Genomic DNA, 20,385 nt, shown 5'->3' on the forward strand with positions numbered 1-20,385 from the left:
CAGCGGCGGTCCGCACCTTCGCCACGCCCGGAAGGAGAAACCCATGGGACAGCGCACGCCTCTGTATGACTTTCACCTCGCCCTTGGCGCGAAGATGGTCGATTTTGGCGGTTGGGACATGCCTCTGCATTACGGCTCGCAAGTCGAGGAGCACCATGAGGTGCGCCGTGACTGCGGTGTTTTCGATGTATCCCATATGACCGTGATCGACATCAGCGGCCCCCAGGCCAAGGCCTGGCTCCAGTATCTGCTGGCCAATGATGTCGAGCGCCTGCAAAGCCCCGGGCAGGCTTTGTACAGCACCATGCTCAACGAACGTGGCGGCATCGTCGACGATATGCTGGTCTACCGCACCGAAGACGGTTACCGGCTGGTGGTCAACGCCGCCACTCGCGACCAGGACATCGCCTGGATGCAGGCGCAGCTGGGGGCGTTCCAGGTGCAGTTGCGCGAACGCTCGGACCTGGCGTTGCTCGCCATCCAGGGGCCCCAGGCGCGGCACAAGATCGCCGAACTGGTGACCCAGGCCCGTGGCGCGTTGATCCACCAGCTCAAGCCATTCGAAGGCCGTTTCGACGGTGACTGGTTTATCGCCCGTACCGGCTATACCGGCGAGGATGGCCTGGAAATCATGTTTCCGGCCGATCAGGCCCCGGCATTCTTCAACGACCTGGTGGGCGCAGGCATTTCCCCTATCGGCCTTGGCGCCCGCGATACCTTGCGTCTCGAAGCCGGGATGAACCTGTACGGCCAGGACATTCACCAGGACGTGTCGCCCCTGGCGGCCAACATGGCCTGGAGCATTGCCTGGGAGCCGGCCTCACGCAAATTCATCGGTCGCACCGCACTGGAAGCCGAGCGGGCGAGCGGAGTGAAGCAGAAGCTGGTGGGCCTGGTCCTGGAAGAACGCGGTGTTTTGCGAGCGCATCAGGTGGTTCGCATCACAGATGTTGGCGAAGGTGAGATCACCAGTGGTAGTTTCTCCCCTACGCTGAGCAAATCGATCGCACTGGCGCGGGTGCCGATGGCCACCGCCGACCGTGCAGAAGTGGAAATCCGTGGCAAGTGGTACCCGGTTCGAGTGGTCAAGCCGACCTTCGTGCGCCATGGCAAAACCCTGATCTAACTTTTTCCGGCGGGCAGTCAGCCGCTGACATTTCTTCTTGAGGACACAGAATATGAGCGATATCCCTGCCGACCTGCGTTTTGCCGAAAGTCATGAATGGGCCCGTGTGGAAGCCGATGGCAGCGTGACCGTGGGTATTAGCGACCACGCTCAGGAAGCCTTGGGCGACGTGGTATTCGTCGAGCTGACCGAAGTCGGCACCGTGTTCGGTGCAGGGGATCAGGCGGGCGTGGTGGAGTCGGTCAAGGCGGCTTCCGATATCTACGCACCGGTGGCGGGCGAAGTGATTGCCATCAACGAAGAGCTGAGCGCCAGCCCCGAGCTGCTCAACAGCGACCCGTATGGCGCCTGGATCTTCAAGCTCAAGCCAAGCAATGCCGCAGATCTGGATAAGCTGCTGGACGCTGCCGGCTACAAGGCCGCCATCGGCGAGTAAGCCCTTGGAAAGAAAAAGCCTCGATCATTCGAGGCTTTTTTATGGGCGCCGTATCAGGCGTCTTTCAGCACGGCCTTGACCGCCGCCACCGAGCGCTCGACGTCGCTTTTGCTCATGCTGGTGAACATCGGCAGCGAAACGATCAGGCGCCCGACCCGTTCCGCCACCGGGAACATGCCCTCCTTGAAGCCGAGTTTGCGGTACAGGCTCAGCAGGTGGATGGGCGGGTAGTGATAGCCGATCCCGATGCCGCGTTCCTGCATCTGCTCCATAAAACTGGCGCGGGCGGGCTTGCCGTCCCGGCGTTCAGGCAGCACCAGCTGGAACAGGTGCCAGTTGCTGTTGCTGAAGTCCGCCGGCGGCAGTTGGGCGCCGTAGGTGGCCTCGAAATCGCTGCCGAAGCAGTCGAAGTAGTAGCGGGCCAGTTCACGGCGATGGGTGGTGATGTGTTCGATATGGGCGAACTGCCCCAGGCCGATGGCGGCGGCGACGTCGGTCATATTGAACTTGCCGCCCAGGACATCCACATCCAGCCCGTCGAAACCGTTGCGGGTGACGCCTTGCAGGCGGTACTTCTCGGCCAGGCGCACTTCTTCGGGAGTGTTCAGCACCAGGCAGCCGCCCTCGGACGAGGTGACGTTTTTGTTGGCCTGGAAGCTGAATGACACAAAGTCACCGCTGGCGCCGATGCGCTGGCCGTCCCAGCTCGAACCCAGGGCCTGGGCGGCGTCTTCCACCACCCGCAGGCCGTGCTTGCGCGCCAGGGCGTAGAGGCGCGTCATGTCCACCGGCAACCCGGCCAGATACACCGGGATGATGGCTTTGGTGCGGGGGGTGATCGCCGCCTCCACCTGGGCCAGGTCGAGGTTGCGGGTGATCGGGTCGATATCGGCAAATACCGGAGTGGCGCCGACTTCCAGAATCACGTTGGCCGTGGCCACCCAGGAGATCGGGGTGGTGATGACTTCGTCGCCGGGGCCGATGCCGGCGATGCGCAGGGCGATCTCCATGGTGCAGGTGCCGGAGTTGAAGGTGCGCACCGGGCGTCCGCCGAAGAACTCCGAGAGTTGGGCTTCGAACGCCTGGACCTTGGGCCCGCTGGTGATCCAGCCCGAGCGCAGGACGTCGCCGACAGCGGCGATGGTGGCTTCATCGATGGTGGGTTTGGAAAACGGCAGGAAAGGCAGTTGGCTCATGACGAGGGTGCACCCGGTAAGCAGAGGGTAGAAACAGGCAGGGTGCGCGCCGAGGCTGGCGCGCTGACGCCCAGCATAATGGTACCGATTCGGCGACGGCGCCAGCGTGTCGACGCCCGAAAGCGGCTGCTATGCTGGCTTGACCGTGTTGCATCGACGTTGAGCGCCACTTAAGAGAGAGCCCGTCATGTCCCAGTTGCCGTCCTTGAGCCAATTGCGCGATCCGAACGCTTTTTTACGCCGCCACCTGGGGCCCGATGCCGCCGAGCAGCAGGCGATGCTCGACAGCCTGGGGCTGGGCAGCCGGACCGAGCTGATCGAGCAGACAGTGCCGCCGGGGATTCGCTTCAAGGGAGCGCTGGCACTGCCGCCAGCCCTGGACGAAGAGGCGGCCCTGGCCAAGTTGCGTGGCTACGCCGAGCAGAACCAGGTCTGGACCAGCCTGATCGGCATGGGCTACCACGCCACTCTGACCCCGGGGGTGATTCTGCGTAACGTGCTGGAGAACCCCGGCTGGTACACCGCTTACACCCCCTACCAACCGGAAATCGCCCAGGGCCGGCTCGAGGCCCTGCTCAATTTTCAGCAACTGACCATCGACCTGACCGGCCTGGAGCTGGCCAATGCCTCGCTGCTGGATGAAGCCACTGCGGCGGCCGAAGCCATGGCCCTGGCCCGGCGGGTCGCCAAATCCACCAGCAACCGCTTCTTTGTCGACCATAACTGCCACCCACAGACGATTTCCGTGGTTCGCACCCGGGCCGAAGGGTTTGGCTTCGAGCTGGTGGTCGACGCTGTGGATAACTTGCCAGGGCAGCAGGTGTTCGGGGCCTTGCTGCAATACCCGGACACCCATGGCGAGATACGCGACCTGCGTCCGCTGATCGACCACCTGCATGGGCAGCATGCCCTGGCCTGTGTCGCCACCGACCTGCTCAGCCTGCTGCTGTTGACGCCGCCGGGCGAGCAGGGGGCCGACGTGGTGCTCGGCTCATCCCAGCGCTTTGGCGTGCCTATGGGTTACGGCGGTCCCCATGCGGCCTTTTTTGCCTGCCGTGACGAGTACAAGCGAGCCATGCCGGGCCGGATCATCGGCGTGTCGCGGGACGCCCGGGGCAATGTGGCCCTGCGCATGGCCCTGCAAACCCGCGAGCAACATATCCGTCGGGAGAAGGCCAATTCCAATATCTGCACGGCCCAGGTGCTGCTGGCCAATATCGCCGGTTTCTACGCGGTGTATCACGGGCCCGAGGGCCTCAAGCGCATTGCCCAACGGGTGCACCGGCTGACCTGCATCCTGGCCGCCGGGCTGGAGCGCCATGGCATCACCCGGCTCAATCGGCATTTTTTCGACACCCTGACCCTGGAGGTGGGCGGGAGCCAGACGGCGATCATCGAAAGCGCCAAGGCGGCGCAGATCAACCTGCGGATTCTCGGGCGCGGACAATTGGGCCTGAGCCTGGATGAGGGCTGCGACGAAAGCACCGTGGCCCGCTTGTTCGACCTGTTCCTGGGGGCCGACCACGGGTTGCAGGTGGCCGAACTCGATGCCCAGGCGCTGCCCGGTGGAATCCCCCCCGAGCTGCTGCGCAGCAGCCGCTACCTGACCCACCCGGTGTTTAACGCGCACCACAGCGAAACCCGGATGTTGCGCTACCTCAAGCAGCTGGAAAACAAGGACCTGGCGCTCAACCAATCGATGATCCCGCTCGGCTCCTGCACCATGAAGCTCAACGCCAGCAGCGAGATGATCCCCATCACCTGGCCGCAATTTGCCAACCTGCATCCCTTTGCTCCCCTGGAGCAGGCGGTGGGCTATGGGCTGATGATCGACGAATTGCAGCGCTGGCTGTGTGCGATCACCGGTTTCGATGCGATCTGCATGCAACCCAACTCCGGGGCCCAGGGCGAGTACGCCGGGTTGCTGGCGATCAGTAAGTACCACGCCAGCCGGCAGCAGGCGGGGCGTGATATCTGCCTGATTCCAGCCTCGGCCCACGGCACCAACCCGGCTTCGGCGCAGATGGCCGGGATGCAGGTGGTGATTGTCGAATGCGACGCTGCGGGCAACGTCGACCTTGAAGACCTCAAGGCCAAGGCCCAGGCCGCCGGCGAGCAACTGGCCTGCCTGATGGCGACCTATCCATCGACCCATGGCGTGTACGAGGAGGGCATGCGCGAAATCTGCGAAGTTATCCACAGCCATGGCGGCCAGGTGTACATGGACGGTGCCAACCTCAATGCCCAGGTCGGCCTGGCCCGGCCGGCGGATATCGGCGCCGATGTCTCCCACATGAATCTGCACAAGACCTTTTGCATTCCCCATGGCGGCGGTGGCCCGGGCATGGGGCCGATCGGCGTGCGGGCGCACTTGGCGCCGTTTGTCGCCAATCATCCGGTGGTGCCGCTGGAGGGGCCGTTGCCAGGCAACGATGCGGTCAGCGCGGCGCCCTGGGGCAGCGCGAGCATCTTGCCCATCAGTTGGATGTACATCGCGATGATGGGCCCGCAATTGGTGGATGCCAGCGAGGTGGCGATCCTGGCGGCCAATTACCTGGCGGAGCAGTTGAGCGGGGCCTTTGCGGTGCTCTACAGCGGGCGCAATGGGCGGGTGGCCCATGAATGCATCCTCGACCTGCGACCGCTCAAGGCCCAGACCGGAATCAGCGAGGAGGACGTGGCCAAGCGCCTGATGGATTACGGCTTTCATGCGCCGACCATGTCCTTTCCGGTGCCGGGAACCCTGATGGTCGAACCCACGGAGAGCGAGTCCAAGGCCGAGCTGGATCGGTTTATCGAGGCGATGCTGAGTATTCGCGCGGAGATCGCCCAGGTCCAGGACGGCCACTGGCCAGCCGACGACAACCCGCTCAAGGGTGCGCCCCATACCCTGGCCGATATCACCGGAGTCTGGGAGCGGTCCTACAGCATTCAACAGGCGGTGCTGCCCAGCGCCCATACCCGCAGCCACAAGTACTGGCCGACAGTGAATCGGGTCGATAACGTCTATGGCGATCGCAACCTGTTTTGCGCTTGCGTGCCGGTGGATGCCTATCGCTGAGGGCGGACTGATCAAAAAACAGGCAAAAAAATGCCGCTCATGGGAGCGGCATTTTTTATCTCACAACTTTTATCTCACAAGCGCGATCACTCTTGCGCGACCGCGTTTTTGGCCAGGATGGCGTTTGCCAGTTCCATGTCCGTCGCCTGCAGGCCCGGGTTATCGGCCCGGACTTTCTGCATGGCGGCTTCCAGGTACGGGCCACGGATCCCGCCGTCGCTGGCAACGAAACTGCCCGCGTCGTCCTGCGCCGCAACGATCAGTTTGTGATCCTTGAAGGTCAGGTAGGTGGAACCGGTGGTGGCACCGGAGGAAATGACGTTACGCCAGAAGCTGTCGGCCATTGCCGAACCGACAGGAAGGGAGAGCAAGGCAAGTGTCGCGACAGCTATTTTTAGACGCATGGTGGGTGACTCCGACTGGGGGTATCTGAACAATTTGATTACAGACGACCTGAAGGAGTTCCGTGGCATGGGAAGAAGGTTTTCGACCTGTGGTGGGTGTTTGGCCGGCGAGTGCGTGTTTCAACTGCCCGGCGTGTGATCCAGCGGTATGCCCGCCGGGGAAAATTTGGCACGATGCGCGGCTTCTGCCAGAGCACGGATGTTCACCTTTGATTTTCGGCCCCAGCCCCATCGCGTTCATGTACCTGTACCTGTTGCTGATCCTCTGCGGCGCCAGCGCGGCAGGGTTGGTGTCCCTGGTCATGGCGCTGCGCCACCCGGAAAAACGCCAGCGACTGCGCAAGCGCCTGTGGCTGCACGTGCCCCTGACCCTGGCGATGCTGTTTTTCGTCGGCCTGGGGCTCAAGTTTGTGTGGGGTATGGTGGCCCTTTCCGTCGCGCAACAAGAGCGGACCCAGGCGCTGAACCCGCGGTTGCAAGCGGATCTGCAACTGGACGAACTGCACTTCCCGGCCGGGACCCTGGTCAAGCTCGATACCCTGGACCCGGTGGACTGGAAGGGGGAGTCGCAGCTGTCGGGCCTGCAAAGCGTCGCTTATGCGACGTTCAAGACGCCGCAGTCGGTGCTGGGCCTGCAGGTCAGCGACATAGACATGCCGCCGCATTACTACTTTTCAAAACTGTTGCTGGTGGGCGACCAACAGATCGCCGGCTGGCCCTGCAAGGGTGGCGGCTGGGTCAGCTTTGACCGCACCGTCGAAGACCGGACCTTTCCCAGCCGCTGGCGCTTCGATGAATGCCACATGAGCCCGGATGCCCGCTTGGCCGATGTCACCTGGCCCGCGGGCAGCCAGGTGTTCCACGAGTCCTCCGGCTTTATCGTGCGCACCGACGGCGAGGTGCCGCGTCCCGTGGCCTACCAGGGCATGCAGTTCCTGTCGCTGACCCTGGACCTGGATGAAAACCAACAGTTACGCCAATGGTCGGGTGTCCTGGCCCAGCCGGTGCAGCTCGGGGAATGGCATTACCCGGCAGGCATGCGGGTGCGCCAGGAAGCGCCGGACCGCCTGCTGTTCAGCCCGACCCGCGAGTCCACCGCGGTGAACCATCAGACCCGCAAGAAGCTGTCCGTGGGGCGTTCCATTCTGCAGCAGCGTGCCGATGGCGCGGTGCTGGATATCCAGCCCAATGACAAGGTCGGGGTCATCGACTGGGAGGAATTCGGGGGCTAGGGCTGCTCGCTTTGCGGCGTGACGCGCAACACCTCCTCCAGGGTGGTCAGGCCGGCAGCGACCTTCTGCGCGCCCGATAGACGCAAGCTGCGCATGCCGTCCCTGGCCGCCTGGCGGCGCAAGGCCAGGAGGTCGGTGTCGCGGCTGATCAGGGCCTTGAGGCTGTCGCTCATCTGCATGATCTCGTACACCCCGGCCCGCCCGTGGTAGCCGGTGTCCCGGCATTCCGCACAGCCAACGGCGCGGCAGGCATGTTCGGGCAGGGGCAATTGCCGGGGGTGGGTCAGGGCCTGCCAGTCATCTGCGCCCAGCTTCTGGGGCGCCTTGCAGTGCGGGCACAGGGTGCGTACCAGGCGTTGGGCCATGACCCCCAACACCGTGGCCTTGATCAGGTAATGGGGAACGCCGAGTTCCAGCAGCCGGTTGATGGCGCCAGGGGCATCGTTGGTGTGTGCCGTGGACAGCACCAGGTGCCCGGTGAGCGCGGCCTGGATCGCCATTTCCGCTGTTTCCAGATCGCGAATTTCGCCAATCATGATGATGTCCGGGTCCTGGCGCATCAGGGCGCGCACGCCGCTGGCAAAGGTCAGGTCGATATTGTGCTGGACCTGCATCTGGTTGAACGCCGGCTCGACCATCTCGATCGGGTCCTCGATGGTGCACAGGTTGACCTCGGGCGTCGCCAGTTGCTTGAGGGTGGTGTACAGGGTGGTGGTCTTGCCCGAGCCGGTGGGGCCGGTGACCAGGATGATGCCGTTGGGTTGGCGGGTCATGTCCTGCCAGCGCAGCAGGTCCTCGGCGCCGAAGCCGAGCTGGTCGAAGTCCTTGAGCAACACCTGCGGGTCGAAGATGCGCATCACCATTTTTTCGCCAAACGCGGTGGGCAGGGTCGACAGGCGCAGTTCCACTTCAGCGCCATCCGGGGTCTTGGTCTTGACCCGGCCATCCTGGGGTTTGCGTTTTTCCGCGACGTTCATTCGCCCCAGGCTCTTCAGGCGGCTGACGATGGCCACGGTGACGTGGGGCGGGAACTGGTAGACGTTGTGCAGTATCCCGTCGATGCGAAAGCGTACCGTGCCCTGCTCGCGGCGGGGCTCGATATGGATATCGCTGGCGCGCTGCTGGAAGGCGTACTGGAACAGCCAGTCGACAATATTGACGATATGGGCGTCGTTGGCGTCGGGCTGCTGGTCACTAGCGCCGAGGTTGAGCAGTTGTTCGAAGTTGCCCAGGCTGTGCATCTTGCGTTCGGTGTTGGCGCCGCTGACCGACTTGGCCAGGCGGTAGAACTCCTGGGTGAATCGCTGGATATCCGCCGGGTTGGCCACGACACGCTTGATGGGCAGTTTCAGGACATGGGCCAGGTCGGCTTCCCAGGCGTTCACATCAGGCTGTGCGCTGGCCACGGTGACCCCATGGGGGTCGATGGCCACCGCGAGAATCTGGTGGCGCTGGGCAAAGGCGTAGGACATCAGCGGCGTGATGCTGGCGACATCGATTTTCAGCGGGTCGATTCGCAGGTAGGGCTGGCCCGCGCGTTGTGCCAGCCACAGGGTCAGGCTTTCCAGGTCCAGGCTGCGTCCGGGGCGACGCTGATCATCGAGTTGCTGGCCGGCCAGAAATTCCAGAGGGTGCAGCTGGCTGTTGGCGGCGTTGCGCCGGCTGCTCAGTGCGCGTTCGGCCGAGTCCTGGTTGAGCAGGCCCTGGCTGAGCAGGTCGCGCAGCACATCATTGAGGTCCAGCCAGCGGTCCTGGGTAACGCGGGAAACAGGCATTCGGGCTCCTTGGGGGTATTCGGGCACCAAGCGGTTTCAAGGTGTGCGCCTCTGACCGCGAATTGCCAAGAATAGTCCCGGGTAACCGACGGCCCGTCGTCCAAGGGTTGCAGGATTTTGCCGGCAGCCTGTCAGCCCGCCGCGTGCAGGCGGGAAAGCTCGATGGGCTCGAGCGTTACCGATTCCACGCTGATCAGGTTACGAAGTTTTTCCGCGATCACTCCGGCCCGGTGCCAGCTCAGACCGTCGAGCGCCACCTCGATGTGTAACTGGCCATCCCGTTGCAGCACTGCAACCTGCTGCGGCACCAGGCTCTGCAAGGCGAAATGGTTGAGCACCCGGCACAGCACGTCGGCTTCGGCTTCCGCGCTCATTTGATAGCGCACCTGGCAGTGGCTGTTGGCGCGGCTCCACACATCTGCACGGCAAGGTTCACGGTTTACGGCTTCGAGGTGGGGCATGGCGTTCTCCAGATCAGTGGAGAAATTTTTACATGGGGTCCCGGGTATTTCTTATCTAAGATGAGCGTGATTGCGCGAATAATGAATTGTTCATTTCTTGTATATGGCTATTTAAGGAATATCTATGCACAGCGAGCTTGACGCTTATGACCGCCGGATTCTCGCCTTGCTGCAGGAGGACGCCTCGCTGTCCAGCGCGCAGATCGCCGAGCAGGTCGGGCTGTCCCAGTCGCCATGCTGGCGCAGGATTCAGCGGATGAAAGAGGAGGGGGTGATTCGCGCCCAGGTGACCTTGCTCGATCGCAAGAAAATCGGCCTCAACACGCAGATCTTCGCCGAGGTCAAACTCAACGCCCACGGGCGCTCCAACTTTACGGAGTTCACCGAGGCGATTCGCGGCTTTCCCGAAGTGCTGGAGTGTTATGTGCTGATGGGGGCGGTGGATTTCCTGCTGCGCATCGTCACCGCCGATATTGAAGCCTATGAGCGGTTTTTCTTCGAGAAGCTGTCGATGGTGCCGGGAATCCAGGAGGTGAACTCGATCGTCGCCTTGTCCGAAATCAAGTCGACGACGAGTTTGCCGGTGCTGCGCTGAAACTCTAGGGCGGTGCGCTCACCGACAGGCCCGCAGGCTTGCCGGTGAGGAGCAGGTTACAGGCGCAGCAGGGTTTTCCAGGCACGGCTCTGGAACACAGTGATGGCTTGCTGTTTGCGCGCGTCGAGCACTTCATCGCTGATGGGCTCGTTGGCCAGTTGCACCAGCTTGTTCAGTTCGCCGTACAGGCGGTCCAGCTCCGGGATGTCCAGGACGTTGCGGGCGTGGTGCAGCCAGGCCTGGATCCGTTCGATACGCGGCAACTGTTCAGCCAGGTCTTCAGGCTGTTGCTGATAGCGCGGCAGTTGCAGGGCCACGGCCTCGTCGGCCAGCAGGCGCGGCAGCCAGTTGCCCAGTTGCGCGGCGCCCTGGCGGTTGCCACGGGTGTTGCGCTCGGTGGTCCAACTGCGGGCCAGCAACCAGCGCGAAGTGTTCAGCGAGAACAGGCCCCAGCGCACGTCTTCCAGTTCTTCGATGAACTGCTCCGGCGCTGCCTTGCGCACGTCTTCGTCTTCCAGGCCGGCTTGCACCAGTGGGCGCCAGTCTTCAAGCAGGGCGTCGAGGGCGCTGCGCAGTTCGGCGGTGGACTGGCGCGGTGCGGCCTGGCCCAGGCTGCTGAGCAGGGCGCGCAGTTCGGCGAGGTTTTCCACCCAGTCCTGCAGCAGGCGCCAGTGGCCGTTGAAGCGATACTGTTCGGCCAGGCGCTGGCTGCTGCCCAGCAGGTGCCAGGTCAGGGCGGCAAAGGCGTCATCCAGTGCGGTTTCGGCGCTGAACTCCGGTGCCGGCAGGCTCAGTGTGTAGCTGTTGGCATCGAACAGGCGATAGCCGCGCTCGGCCTTGCTGATATCGCACGGCATCAGGGCCAGGGTCGCCGCCAGTTCTGCGGCCAGCTCCAGCAGCGCGGCCGGTTCACCTTCGCGCAGTTCCAGTTCCAGCTCGCAGATTTCTTCCTTCTGCTTGCCAGCAACCACGTGGCCCAGGTCCAGGGCGGCCTCGATCACTACTTTGGCCTTGCCGCGGCCCCAGGCGATTTCCGCGCGTTCGCGGACGAAGTCGGTGGTGAAGATTGGCTTGAGGGTCTTTTTGTCCAGCTCGGCCAGTTCGTCGGGCCAGCATTCGCCGTCGAGCTTTTTCACGTCGAGCTTGGGTTTGGCCAGGTGCCAGTCGTACTCATTGCGCTCGGACAGACCGGCAACGCTGTGGCCACGGGTCTTGAGGGTCTGAATCACTTCTTCGCCATCGCGACGCAGGCGCAGGGCGACCTTGGCCTGGGCCAGGTCACGCTCTGGGGTGTCGAAGTACTGGTTCATCAGCTCACGGCGTTCCCAGCCACTTTTGTTGCGTTTTTTCAGCAGCGGGTGCTCGCGCAAGGCGGCGAGGGTTTCGCGGCTGACGCGGAGTTTGATTTCAGTTTCTTTCTGCATGGCCGGAAAATCCAGAATCGGGAGCGCAGCCAGGGGAATGTGTGGCTGCCAAGGCCGTGCAGTGTACAGGACAAGGCGCCTGGAGGTGCCGCGCCGGTTTATTCCTGTCGCAAGATGGCTCTATGATGAGCCTCATCTTTGCCGTCGGGAGCCAGCGCATGCCATTGCCGTCCATGAAAGACCAGTTCGCCGCGCTGATTGCCGCACTGTCCGTCAGCTGCACCCAGGCGGCGCTGGATCAATCCAATCGTGCAGTGATCGACCTGCTTGCCGCCTGGCTCGGTGACCTGGGGTTTGCCTGTGATATCCAGCAGGTCAGCCCCGGCAAGTTCAACCTGCTGGCCAGCTTCGGCAGCGGCCCGGGCGGGCTGGTCCTGGCAGGTCATAGCGATACCGTGCCATTCGACGAAGCCTTGTGGCAGACCGACCCCTTGAAACTGACCGAAGTCGACGGGCGCTGGATCGGCCTGGGCAGCTGTGACATGAAGGGCTTTTTTGCCCTGGTGATCGAGGCGGTCCAGCCGCTGCTGGACCAGCCGTTCAAGCAACCGCTGCTGATTCTGGCCACCTGTGACGAGGAAAGCTCCATGGCCGGGGCCCGCGCCCTGGCCGAAGCCGGTCGGCCACTGGGCCGCGCTGCGGTGATCGGTGAGCCCACCGGGCTCAAGCCGATCCGCCTGCACAAGGGGGTGATGATGGAACGCATCGACATCCTCGGGCAGAGCGGGCACTCCTCTGACCCGCGCCTGGGCCACAGCGCGCTGGAGGCGATGCATGACGCCATCGGCGAGCTGCGCGGCCTGCGACTGGCGTGGCAGCGCGAATTTCGCAACCCGCAATTCAGTGTGCCGCAGCCAACCATGAACTTCGGTTGCATCCACGGCGGCGACAACCCCAATCGAATTTGCGGCCAGTGTTCCCTGGAATTCGACCTGCGGCCTTTGCCGGGCATGGACCCGCAGATGCTGCGCGCGGCCATTCGGCAGAAACTGGAACCCCTGGCCGAGCGCCATCAGGTGAAGATCGACTACGCGCCACTGTTCCCCGAAGTGCCGCCCTTTGAACAGGCGGAAGATGCCGAACTGGTGCGGGTGGCCGAACGACTGACCGGGCATCGCGCCGAAGCGGTGGCGTTTGGCACCGAAGCGCCTTATCTTCAGCGCCTTGGCTGCGAGACCCTGGTACTGGGCCCTGGTGACATCGCCTGTGCGCATCAACCGGGGGAGTACCTCGAAATGTCACGCTTGCAGCCTACCGTGCATCTATTACGTGAACTGATCGAACATTATTGCCTGACGCCGGCCCAACCCCAGTAAAGCGCCGGTGCCCAGGTCCGTACCTATAAGGAGAGTCAGCGTGTCGCCAAGCCTGTTCCGACGATAACCATCAGCCCGATGTGCGTTCTCTGTTTCACCCTTTTATAGGCTGCTTTTTATTAAGGCTCAGGTTCATGCCCGAATACGTCAATTGGCTTCGTCACGCTTCTCCTTACATCAACGCCCACCGCGATTGCACCTTCGTCGTCATGTTGCCCGGCGATGGGGTTGATCATCCCAACTTCGGCAATATCGTCCACGACCTGGTGCTGTTGCACAGCCTGGGCGTACGCCTGGTGCTGGTGCACGGTTCGCGGCCGCAGATTGAAACCCGCCTGGCTGCGCGAGGCCTGACCCCCCATTACCACCACGGCCTGCGCATTACCGATGCCGCGACCCTTGAGTGCGTGATCGATGCGGTCGGCCATCTGCGGATTGCCATCGAGGCACGCTTGTCCATGGACATGGCCTCGTCGCCGATGCAGGGCTCGCGCCTGCGGGTCGCCAGCGGCAATCTGGTGACGGCGCGGCCGATCGGCGTGCTCGAAGGCGTGGACTTCCACCACACCGGTGAAGTGCGGCGGGTCGACCGCAAGGGCATCAACCGCCTGCTGGACGAGCGCTCGATCGTGCTGCTGTCGCCCCTGGGTTACTCGCCGACCGGGGAGATCTTCAACCTCGCCTGCGAAGACGTCGCCACCCGCGCCGCCATCGACTTGGCGGCCGACAAGTTGCTGCTGTTTGGCGCCGACCGCGGGCTGATCGACGAAAACGGCAAGCTGGTGCGCGAGCTGCGGCCGCAACAGGTGCCCGCGCACTTGCAGCGCCTGGGGGCCAATTACCAGGCCGAACTGCTGGATGCCGCTGCCGAAGCCTGTCGCGGTGGCGTGGGGCGCAGCCATATCGTCAGCTACGCCGAAGATGGTGCGCTGCTGACCGAGCTTTTTACCCGCGACGGCGGCGGCACCCTGGTGGCCCAGGAGCAGTTCGAGCTGGTGCGCGAGGCAGCCATCGAGGATGTCGGCGGTTTGCTGGATCTGATCAGCCCGCTGGAAGAACAGGGGATTCTGGTGCGCCGCTCGCGGGAAGTGCTGGAGCGTGAAATCGAGCAGTTCAGCGTGGTCGAGCGCGAAGGGATGATCATTGCCTGCGCGGCGCTGTATCAGATCGCCGACTCCGATGCCGGCGAGTTGGCGTGCCTGGCGGTGAACCCCGAGTACCGCCACGGCCGTCGCGGCGATGAACTGTTGGAAAGGATTGAAACCCGGGCCCGGGCTCAAGGGCTGAAAACCCTGTTCGTACTGACCACGCGCACCGCGCACTGGTTTCGCGAGCGCGGCTTTGTGCCCAGCAGTGTCGAGCGCCTGCCATCGGCGCGGGCCTCGCTGTACAACTACCAGCGCAACTCGAAAATCTTCGAAAAAGCACTCTGAAACCCTGCTCGTCCCCGCCGTATCGGCGGGGGCGCACTCGCCGCTGTCCTGCAGCGGCATGTGTCAGGCGTATAGCGGCAATGTTGCAAAAAAAAGTCTGTTCGACACATAAACTGTAACAAATTGACGGGAGGATGAGCTCTTCGCCATGATGGCGTCGCTTTTCTGACCTGGTTTGACGTATTTACTTGCGCCAAATCAGATCGGTCTTAAGCATTTATGGGAAATACCATTAAGGAATTGGCTCGGTAGCCGATGTGGATGATTCGGCTGGCTTACGGCACGCCAAGGCATATTCCTGAATGGTATGAAAAAGAATGAAATAATTCTTTTTGGGTTTATGAGGAATTCATTACCCTGCAGGGACCAAATCAGCACGATTAGACCATGGTCGTAGACGCCGATAGTTGCGATTGACTTATCAGTCACGGTCTGGCGCTAATCGCGCATCTGTGGATCCGGGCGTACGACCCAGGGCCAAAGAACCACAAAAATTAGAAACGAGGAGCGAAACATGAATAAGTCCACCTTGGCCCTGGCTGTGGCCGTAGGGGTTTTGGCGCAGCAAGCAGGCGCCGCTGGTTTTATCGAAGACAGCAAGGCAACCTTGGGTCTGCGTAACTTCTATATCAACAACGATAACCGTGACTCCGCTGCTGGTTCGGCCGCCAACAAGGCTAATGGTGTGCAGAGCAAGGCTGAGGAATGGGGTCAGGGCTTCCAGCTCAACTTCACTTCCGGTTACACCCAAGGCACCGTGGGTTTCGGTATTGATGCCATTGGTTTGCTGGGCATAAAACTGGATTCCGGTGGCGGCACTAACGGTGCAACTGCTCGTTCCGGTACAAACTCCGGCTCCTATGGCGGTACTGTTTTCCCAAGCAAGTCCAACGGCGAAGCGGTTGATAACTACTCCAGCCTGGGCCTGACTGCCAAAGCCAAGATTTCCCAGACCGAGCTCAAACTCGGCACCCTGCAGCCAAAGCTGCCGGTTATCGTGACCAACGATGGGCGTTTGCTGCCGCAAACCTTCCAGGGCGGCCAGATCACTTCCAACGACATCAAGGACCTGACTCTGGTCGGTGGTCAGATCGAGAAAGCCAAAGGTCGTAACTCCAGCAACAATGAAAACCTGTCCATTGCGGGCGCCAACGGTGGTTCCAACTTTGGCAATGGCAAGTTCAGCAACAAGTTCTACTACGGTGGTGGTGACTACAAAATCACCAAAGACCTGACTGCCCAGTACTACTACGGCAATCTGGAAGACTTCTACAAACAGCACTTCCTGGGTCTGACCCATAACTGGGCGATCGGCCCTGGCGTATTGAAGTCCGACCTGCGTTACTTCAATAGCCGTGACGACGGTGCCAACGGCCACGAAGCGGCCTACTACACCTCCGGCAACTACTCCGGTGTGCCTAGCGGTAAAGGCAAAGTCGATAACAACCTGTACAGCGGCCTGTTCCTGTACTCGGTCGCCGGTCATACCTTCGGTGGCGGTTACCAGGTCAGCAACGGCAGCAGTGACTTCCCGTTCCTGAACCAGGGTGACGGCGCTTCGGCTTACCTGACCACTGACATGCAGATCGCCAAGTTCAACCGCGCTGGCGAGCGTACCTGGCAGGCGCGTTACGCTTACGACTTCGCCAAGCTGGGTGCACCAGGCCTGACCGCCGGTGTGATCTACCTGCGTGGCGATAACATCGACACCGTAGCGGCGAACCGTTCCGTTGCAGGCTCCGGCCGCTCCGAATGGGAACGCGACCTGACCGTTGCCTACGTTATTCCGGAAGGCCCGTTGAAAAACCTGGGTCTGACCTGGAAAAACGCCATGTGGCGCAACGATGTACCGGGCCAGCGCGACCAGGACGAAAACCGTCTGATCGTCAGTTACTCGCTGCCGCTGTTGTAATACCGCGTTAAAACCACGCCCGGCGCAATGCCGGGCGTGGTGCTGTTTCAAGTCGGGCCCACCCCCGCGAGCCCTTCCCGAATCCCCTCTTTGCAACCACTCAAGGCCTTCTCGAACCCTGATGAGAATGGTGGTCTTCGCCTGCTCGTGGGTCCAGTGAATAGATTTTTAATATTCCTTTATGATCTGAATAAATCGATATTTATTCTTTTTAAATAAGCTCCAGTGCAGGCAGAGTAGCTGCATACCGCACTCACAGGAGCAGCACCCATGAGCCTAAGACTGGGCGACATCGCCCCCGATTTCGAGCAGGATTCCAGCGCCGGCAAGATCCGTTTTCACGAATGGCTCGGCGACAGCTGGGGCGTGCTGTTTTCCCACCCGGCGGACTTCACCCCGGTGTGCACCACGGAGCTGGGCTTTACCGCCAAGCTCAAGGACGAATTCGCCCAACGTGGGGTCAAGGCCATTGCCCTGTCGGTGGACCCGGTGGACTCGCACCACAAGTGGATCGAGGACATCAACGAAACCCAGAACACTATCGTCAACTTCCCGATCCTGGCCGACGCCGATCGCAAGGTGTCCGACCTCTACGACCTGATCCACCCCAATGCCAACGACACCCTGACCGTGCGTTCGCTGTTCGTGATCGATCCGAACAAGAAAATCCGCCTGACCATCACCTACCCGGCCAGCACCGGGCGCAATTTCCACGAGATCCTGCGGGTGATCGACTCGCTGCAGCTCACCGACAACTACAAGGTGGCGACTCCCGCCAACTGGCAGGACGGTGATGAAGTGGTGATCGTGCCGTCCCTCAAGGACGAAGACGAAATCAAGAAACGCTTCCCTAAAGGTTACCGCGCAGTGAAGCCCTACCTGCGCCTGACGCCACAGCCCAATCGTTAATCGCGCCTGGGGGAGCCGCGGCGCCGGCCACCGACTATGGGCTGCCATGCCCGCTCCCCCTGGGCTTTGCAGAATCATGAAGCAGGGGTTTAAGGCCGTCTTGACGGCCTATTTTTTTGCCTGGAAGATTTTGCTTCTTATATTCTTTTTAAGAATAAACAAATGAAAAAATAAGATTTATAGATATATAAATTGACTGTTAAGGTCTGTCCCATTCAGCGAGATCGCAAACCGCGAATCGCTTTCAGCCCTCAAGGAAACCTCTGCATGCTGGTCGTCTCACTCGGTGGAAGTCCCAGCCAACGCTCCCGTTCCGGGGTGCTGCTGGATCACTCCAGGCGCTGGTTGCAGCAGCACGGTGTGGAAGTTGTCAGCTATCAGGTACGGGACTTCCCGGCCGAAGATCTGCTGCACGCCCGCTTCGACAGCCCGAAAGTGATCGACCTGTTGCAACAGATCGACCAGGCCGACGGCTTGCTGATTGCCACGCCGGTGTACAAGGCGTCGTTCTCCGGCGCGTTGAAGACCGTGCTCGATCTGCTGCCCGAACGCGCCCTGAGTCACAAGGTGGTATTGCCAATGGCCACGGGTGGCAGCATCGCCCACATGCTGGCAGTGGATTACGCGCTCAAGCCGGTGCTGTCGGCGCTCAAGGCCCAGGAAATGCTGCACGGCATTTTTGCCGAGGACAGCCAGATCGCCTACGGCGAAGGCAGTGCCCAGGCGCAACTGGCTCCGGCTCTGGAGCAGCGTCTGAGTGAGGCCCTGGAGCAGTTCCACAGCGCCATGGCACGCCGTCCCAAGCCGCTGGATCCGCATATCTTGAATGAACGTTTGTTGAGTGCTCGCTGGAGCATTTGAGCCGCAACCGCCTAACCCGAATTTTGCAGTACTCACCTTACTCAGCCGCTAACGGCCAAGCAGGTGCAGCCAAAAACCCCACAGCAAAAGGAGAGCGCCATGCGCCCTGTAGTTTTGCGTCGCGGTCTGGTCGCTCTGTTTATTGCGGCTGTGTCCTTCGGCGCCATCACCCAAGCCCAGGCTGAAAGCCTGCGTATCGGTTATCAGAAATACGGCACCCTGGTGCTGCTCAAGGCCAAAGGCTCCCTGGAGAAACGCCTGGCGGCGCAAGGCGTCGACGTGCAGTGGACCGAGTTCCCCGGTGGCCCGCAGCTGCTTGAAGGGCTCAATGTCGGTTCGATCGACTTCGGTGTGACCGGTGAAACCCCGCCGGTGTTCGCCCAGGCCGCCGGTGCCGATCTGCTCTACGTGGCTTACGAGCCGCCGGCACCGACCAGCGAAGCGATCCTGGTGCCCAAGGGCTCGCCGATCAAGTCGGTGCAGGACCTCAAGGGCAAGAAGGTGGTGCTCAACAAAGGCTCCAACGTGCATTACCTGCTGGTGCGGGCCCTGGAAGATGCAGGTCTGAAATACAGCGATATCCAGACCATTTTCCTGCCACCCGCCGATGCCCGTGCCGCTTTCGAGCGCGGCAGTGTCGATGCCTGGGTGATCTGGGACCCGTACCAGGCCGCCGCCGAGCAACAGTTGCAAGCGCGCACCCTGCGCGATGGCAGCGGCATCGTCGACAACCACCAGTTCTACTTGGCAACCAAGCCCTACGCCGAGCAACACCCTGAGGTGATCAAGGCCCTGGTGGAAGAAGTGCGCGCAGTCGGTGAATGGTCCAAGGCCAACCCCGAGGAGGTGACCAAACAGGTGTCGCCGCTGCTGGGCCTGCCCGCCGACATCACCCTGACGTCGGTCAAGCGCCAGGGCTACGGCGCGCTGTTCCTGACCCCCGAGGTGGTGGTCGCGCAGCAGAAAATCGCCGACAGCTTCTACCAGCTCAAGCTGATTCCCAAGCCGTTGAGCATCAAGGATGTGATCTGGACCCCACCTGCCGCCGTTGCCAAAGCGCCGTAACTCGAACCCCTTAGGAGACAACTCCATGAGCCTCAATATTTTCTGGTTCCTGCCTACCCACGGTGACGGCCATTACCTTGGCACCGCCGAAGGCGCACGGGCCGTCGATCACGGTTACCTGCAGCAGATTGCCCAGGCCGCCGATCGTCTTGGCTTTGGCGGGGTGCTGATCCCTACCGGACGTTCCTGCGAGGACTCCTGGCTGGTGGCCGCCTCGTTGATCCCCGTGACCCAGCGCCTGAAATTCCTGGTAGCCCTGCGCCCCGGGATCATTTCCCCGACGGTGGCGGCGCGTCAGGCAGCGACCCTGGATCGCCTGTCCGGTGGCCGGGCGTTGTTCAACCTGGTGACGGGTGGCGATCCGGATGAATTGGCCGGCGATGGGTTGTTCCTGAGCCATGAAGAGCGTTACCAGGCTTCCGTGGAGTTCACCCGCATCTGGCGCCGGGTACTGGAAGGTGAAACCGTCGACTACGACGGCCAGCACATCAGTGTGAAGGGCGCCAAGCTGCTGTACCCGCCCATCCAGCAACCGCGCCCGCCGCTGTACTTTGGCGGTTCGTCGGAAGCGGCCCAGGATCTCGCGGCCGAGCAGGTGGAGATGGTCCTGACCTGGGGCGAGCCCCCGGCGGCGGTGGCCGAGAAGATCGAACAGGTGCGGGCCAAGGCGGCCAAGCTGGGGCGCACCGTGCGCTTTGGTATTCGCCTGCATGTGATCGTGCGTGAAACCAACGACGAAGCCTGGCAAGCCGCCGAGCGCCTGATTTCCCACCTGGACGACGACACCATCGCCCGGGCCCAGGCCTCGCTGGCGCGCTTTGATTCGGTTGGCCAGCAGCGCATGGCAGCCTTGCATGGCGGCAACCGCGACCAGCTGGAAGTCAGCCCCAACCTCTGGGCCGGCGTCGGCCTGGTGCGCGGTGGTGCCGGCACCGCCCTGGTCGGCGACGGGCCGACGGTGGCAGCGCGCATGCAGGAGTACGCGGACCTGGGTATCGACACCTTTATCTTCTCCGGTTACCCACACCTGGAAGAGGCTTATCGGGTTGCCGAACTGCTGTTCCCGCACCTGGATATCGAGCGTCCCGAATTGCCCAAAAGCAGCGGTTACGTGAGCCCGTTCGGCGAGATGGTGGCCAACGACATCCTTCCCAAAGCTGTGTCCCAGAGCTGAGCGCG

17 protein-coding genes are annotated in these 20,385 nt (G+C 62.2%); 12 read left to right on the plus strand and 5 right to left on the minus strand.

Translation table 11 applies throughout. The features are described from left to right. The first annotated feature begins 43 nt into the window (after nt 1–43). Nucleotides 44–1,126, plus strand: coding sequence for a glycine cleavage system aminomethyltransferase GcvT (gene gcvT / locus ACOZJV_RS19330; protein WP_078470536.1), 1,083 nt, complete (start codon nt 44–46; stop codon nt 1,124–1,126). Between the two features lie 52 nt (nt 1,127–1,178). Continuing rightward, nucleotides 1,179–1,562: a glycine cleavage system protein GcvH gene (gene gcvH / locus ACOZJV_RS19335; protein ID WP_020295916.1), complete on the plus strand. Its 384-nt coding sequence runs from the start codon at nt 1,179–1,181 to the stop codon at nt 1,560–1,562. A gap of 53 nt (nt 1,563–1,615) precedes the next feature. Here the strand turns inward: gcvH and ACOZJV_RS19340 are convergent, their stop codons facing one another. After that, nucleotides 1,616–2,758, minus strand: a complete 1,143-nt coding sequence (locus tag ACOZJV_RS19340; RefSeq protein ID WP_078470537.1) for a DegT/DnrJ/EryC1/StrS family aminotransferase — start codon at nt 2,756–2,758, stop codon at nt 1,616–1,618. A 187-nt stretch (nt 2,759–2,945) separates the two neighbouring features. Between ACOZJV_RS19340 and gcvP the strand changes: the two genes are divergently transcribed. Next, nucleotides 2,946–5,819 (plus strand): aminomethyl-transferring glycine dehydrogenase, encoded by a 2,874-nt coding sequence (gene gcvP, locus ACOZJV_RS19345; RefSeq protein ID WP_421548251.1) that lies wholly within the window; start codon nt 2,946–2,948, stop codon nt 5,817–5,819. A gap of 86 nt (nt 5,820–5,905) precedes the next feature. Here the strand turns inward: gcvP and ACOZJV_RS19350 are convergent, their stop codons facing one another. Continuing rightward, a complete protein-coding gene (locus tag ACOZJV_RS19350) occupies nt 5,906–6,223 on the minus strand; it encodes a DUF2388 domain-containing protein (protein WP_020295913.1) in 318 nt (105 codons plus the stop codon). Between the two features lie 209 nt (nt 6,224–6,432). Between ACOZJV_RS19350 and ACOZJV_RS19355 the strand changes: the two genes are divergently transcribed. Beyond that, on the plus strand, nt 6,433–7,455 hold the full coding sequence (locus ACOZJV_RS19355) for a hypothetical protein (protein ID WP_421548252.1): 1,023 nt from the start codon (nt 6,433–6,435) through the stop codon (nt 7,453–7,455). Here the strand turns inward: ACOZJV_RS19355 and ACOZJV_RS19360 are convergent. Then, nucleotides 7,452–9,230, minus strand: a complete 1,779-nt coding sequence (locus ACOZJV_RS19360) for a GspE/PulE family protein (protein WP_421548253.1) — start codon at nt 9,228–9,230, stop codon at nt 7,452–7,454. The two genes, ACOZJV_RS19355 and ACOZJV_RS19360, sit on opposite strands and share 4 nt — an antisense overlap. Before the next feature lie 131 nt (nt 9,231–9,361). After that, a complete protein-coding gene (locus ACOZJV_RS19365; RefSeq protein ID WP_421548254.1) occupies nt 9,362–9,691 on the minus strand; it encodes a hypothetical protein in 330 nt (109 codons plus the stop codon). A 124-nt stretch (nt 9,692–9,815) separates the two neighbouring features. Between ACOZJV_RS19365 and ACOZJV_RS19370 the strand changes: the two genes are divergently transcribed. Further along, nucleotides 9,816–10,286: an Lrp/AsnC family transcriptional regulator gene (locus ACOZJV_RS19370; RefSeq protein ID WP_020295909.1), complete on the plus strand. Its 471-nt coding sequence runs from the start codon at nt 9,816–9,818 to the stop codon at nt 10,284–10,286. A 56-nt stretch (nt 10,287–10,342) separates the two neighbouring features. Here the strand turns inward: ACOZJV_RS19370 and ACOZJV_RS19375 are convergent, their stop codons facing one another. Continuing rightward, nucleotides 10,343–11,710, minus strand: coding sequence for an inorganic triphosphatase (locus ACOZJV_RS19375; RefSeq protein ID WP_421548255.1), 1,368 nt, complete (start codon nt 11,708–11,710; stop codon nt 10,343–10,345). A gap of 158 nt (nt 11,711–11,868) precedes the next feature. On the opposite strand from ACOZJV_RS19375, the gene argE reads away from it, so the two are divergent. The 7 genes from argE (at nt 11,869) to ssuD (ending at nt 20,380) form a co-directional block, all read left to right on the plus strand. Further along, nucleotides 11,869–13,026: an acetylornithine deacetylase gene (gene argE / locus ACOZJV_RS19380; RefSeq protein WP_421548256.1), complete on the plus strand. Its 1,158-nt coding sequence runs from the start codon at nt 11,869–11,871 to the stop codon at nt 13,024–13,026. A gap of 134 nt (nt 13,027–13,160) precedes the next feature. Further along, nucleotides 13,161–14,459: an amino-acid N-acetyltransferase gene (gene argA, locus ACOZJV_RS19385; RefSeq protein WP_020295906.1), complete on the plus strand. Its 1,299-nt coding sequence runs from the start codon at nt 13,161–13,163 to the stop codon at nt 14,457–14,459. Nucleotides 14,460–14,973: 514 nt separating this feature from the next. Continuing rightward, nucleotides 14,974–16,371: an OprD family porin gene (locus tag ACOZJV_RS19390; RefSeq protein ID WP_421548257.1), complete on the plus strand. Its 1,398-nt coding sequence runs from the start codon at nt 14,974–14,976 to the stop codon at nt 16,369–16,371. A 270-nt stretch (nt 16,372–16,641) separates the two neighbouring features. Then, the gene (locus ACOZJV_RS19395) at nt 16,642–17,280 is read left to right on the plus strand and encodes a peroxiredoxin (RefSeq protein WP_020295904.1); all 639 of its coding nucleotides are present in this window, start codon (nt 16,642–16,644) and stop codon (nt 17,278–17,280) included. A gap of 267 nt (nt 17,281–17,547) precedes the next feature. Next, a complete protein-coding gene (gene ssuE / locus ACOZJV_RS19400; RefSeq protein ID WP_020295903.1) occupies nt 17,548–18,141 on the plus strand; it encodes an NADPH-dependent FMN reductase in 594 nt (197 codons plus the stop codon). 99 nt (nt 18,142–18,240) lie between these two features. After that, nucleotides 18,241–19,206, plus strand: a complete 966-nt coding sequence (locus ACOZJV_RS19405) for a sulfonate ABC transporter substrate-binding protein (RefSeq protein ID WP_421548258.1) — start codon at nt 18,241–18,243, stop codon at nt 19,204–19,206. Between the two features lie 25 nt (nt 19,207–19,231). Then, nucleotides 19,232–20,380: an FMNH2-dependent alkanesulfonate monooxygenase gene (gene ssuD / locus ACOZJV_RS19410; RefSeq protein ID WP_020295901.1), complete on the plus strand. Its 1,149-nt coding sequence runs from the start codon at nt 19,232–19,234 to the stop codon at nt 20,378–20,380. Nucleotides 20,381–20,385 lie beyond the last annotated feature (5 nt).

The organism is Pseudomonas sp. QD4, assembly GCF_049199125.1.
Taxonomy (GTDB): Bacteria; Pseudomonadota; Gammaproteobacteria; order Pseudomonadales; family Pseudomonadaceae; genus Aquipseudomonas.

Bases quoted from the DNA above. Each gene is read 5' to 3' on its own strand.
- argA (WP_020295906.1), top strand. From the start codon at position 13,161: ATGCCCGAATACGTCAATTGGCTTCGTCACGCTTCTCCTTACATCAAC.
- ACOZJV_RS19405 (WP_421548258.1), top strand. From the start codon at position 18,241: ATGCGCCCTGTAGTTTTGCGTCGCGGTCTGGTCGCTCTGTTTATTGCG.
- ACOZJV_RS19370 (WP_020295909.1), top strand. From the start codon at position 9,816: ATGCACAGCGAGCTTGACGCTTATGACCGCCGGATTCTCGCCTTGCTG.
- gcvP (WP_421548251.1), top strand. From the start codon at position 2,946: ATGTCCCAGTTGCCGTCCTTGAGCCAATTGCGCGATCCGAACGCTTTT.
- gcvH (WP_020295916.1), top strand. From the start codon at position 1,179: ATGAGCGATATCCCTGCCGACCTGCGTTTTGCCGAAAGTCATGAATGG.
- argE (WP_421548256.1), top strand. From the start codon at position 11,869: ATGCCATTGCCGTCCATGAAAGACCAGTTCGCCGCGCTGATTGCCGCA.
- ACOZJV_RS19340 (WP_078470537.1), bottom strand. From the start codon at position 2,758: ATGAGCCAACTGCCTTTCCTGCCGTTTTCCAAACCCACCATCGATGAA.
- ACOZJV_RS19360 (WP_421548253.1), bottom strand. From the start codon at position 9,230: ATGCCTGTTTCCCGCGTTACCCAGGACCGCTGGCTGGACCTCAATGAT.
- ACOZJV_RS19375 (WP_421548255.1), bottom strand. From the start codon at position 11,710: ATGCAGAAAGAAACTGAAATCAAACTCCGCGTCAGCCGCGAAACCCTC.
- gcvT (WP_078470536.1), top strand. From the start codon at position 44: ATGGGACAGCGCACGCCTCTGTATGACTTTCACCTCGCCCTTGGCGCG.
- ssuD (WP_020295901.1), top strand. From the start codon at position 19,232: ATGAGCCTCAATATTTTCTGGTTCCTGCCTACCCACGGTGACGGCCAT.
- ACOZJV_RS19365 (WP_421548254.1), bottom strand. From the start codon at position 9,691: ATGCCCCACCTCGAAGCCGTAAACCGTGAACCTTGCCGTGCAGATGTG.
- ssuE (WP_020295903.1), top strand. From the start codon at position 17,548: ATGCTGGTCGTCTCACTCGGTGGAAGTCCCAGCCAACGCTCCCGTTCC.
- ACOZJV_RS19350 (WP_020295913.1), bottom strand. From the start codon at position 6,223: ATGCGTCTAAAAATAGCTGTCGCGACACTTGCCTTGCTCTCCCTTCCT.
- ACOZJV_RS19390 (WP_421548257.1), top strand. From the start codon at position 14,974: ATGAATAAGTCCACCTTGGCCCTGGCTGTGGCCGTAGGGGTTTTGGCG.
- ACOZJV_RS19395 (WP_020295904.1), top strand. From the start codon at position 16,642: ATGAGCCTAAGACTGGGCGACATCGCCCCCGATTTCGAGCAGGATTCC.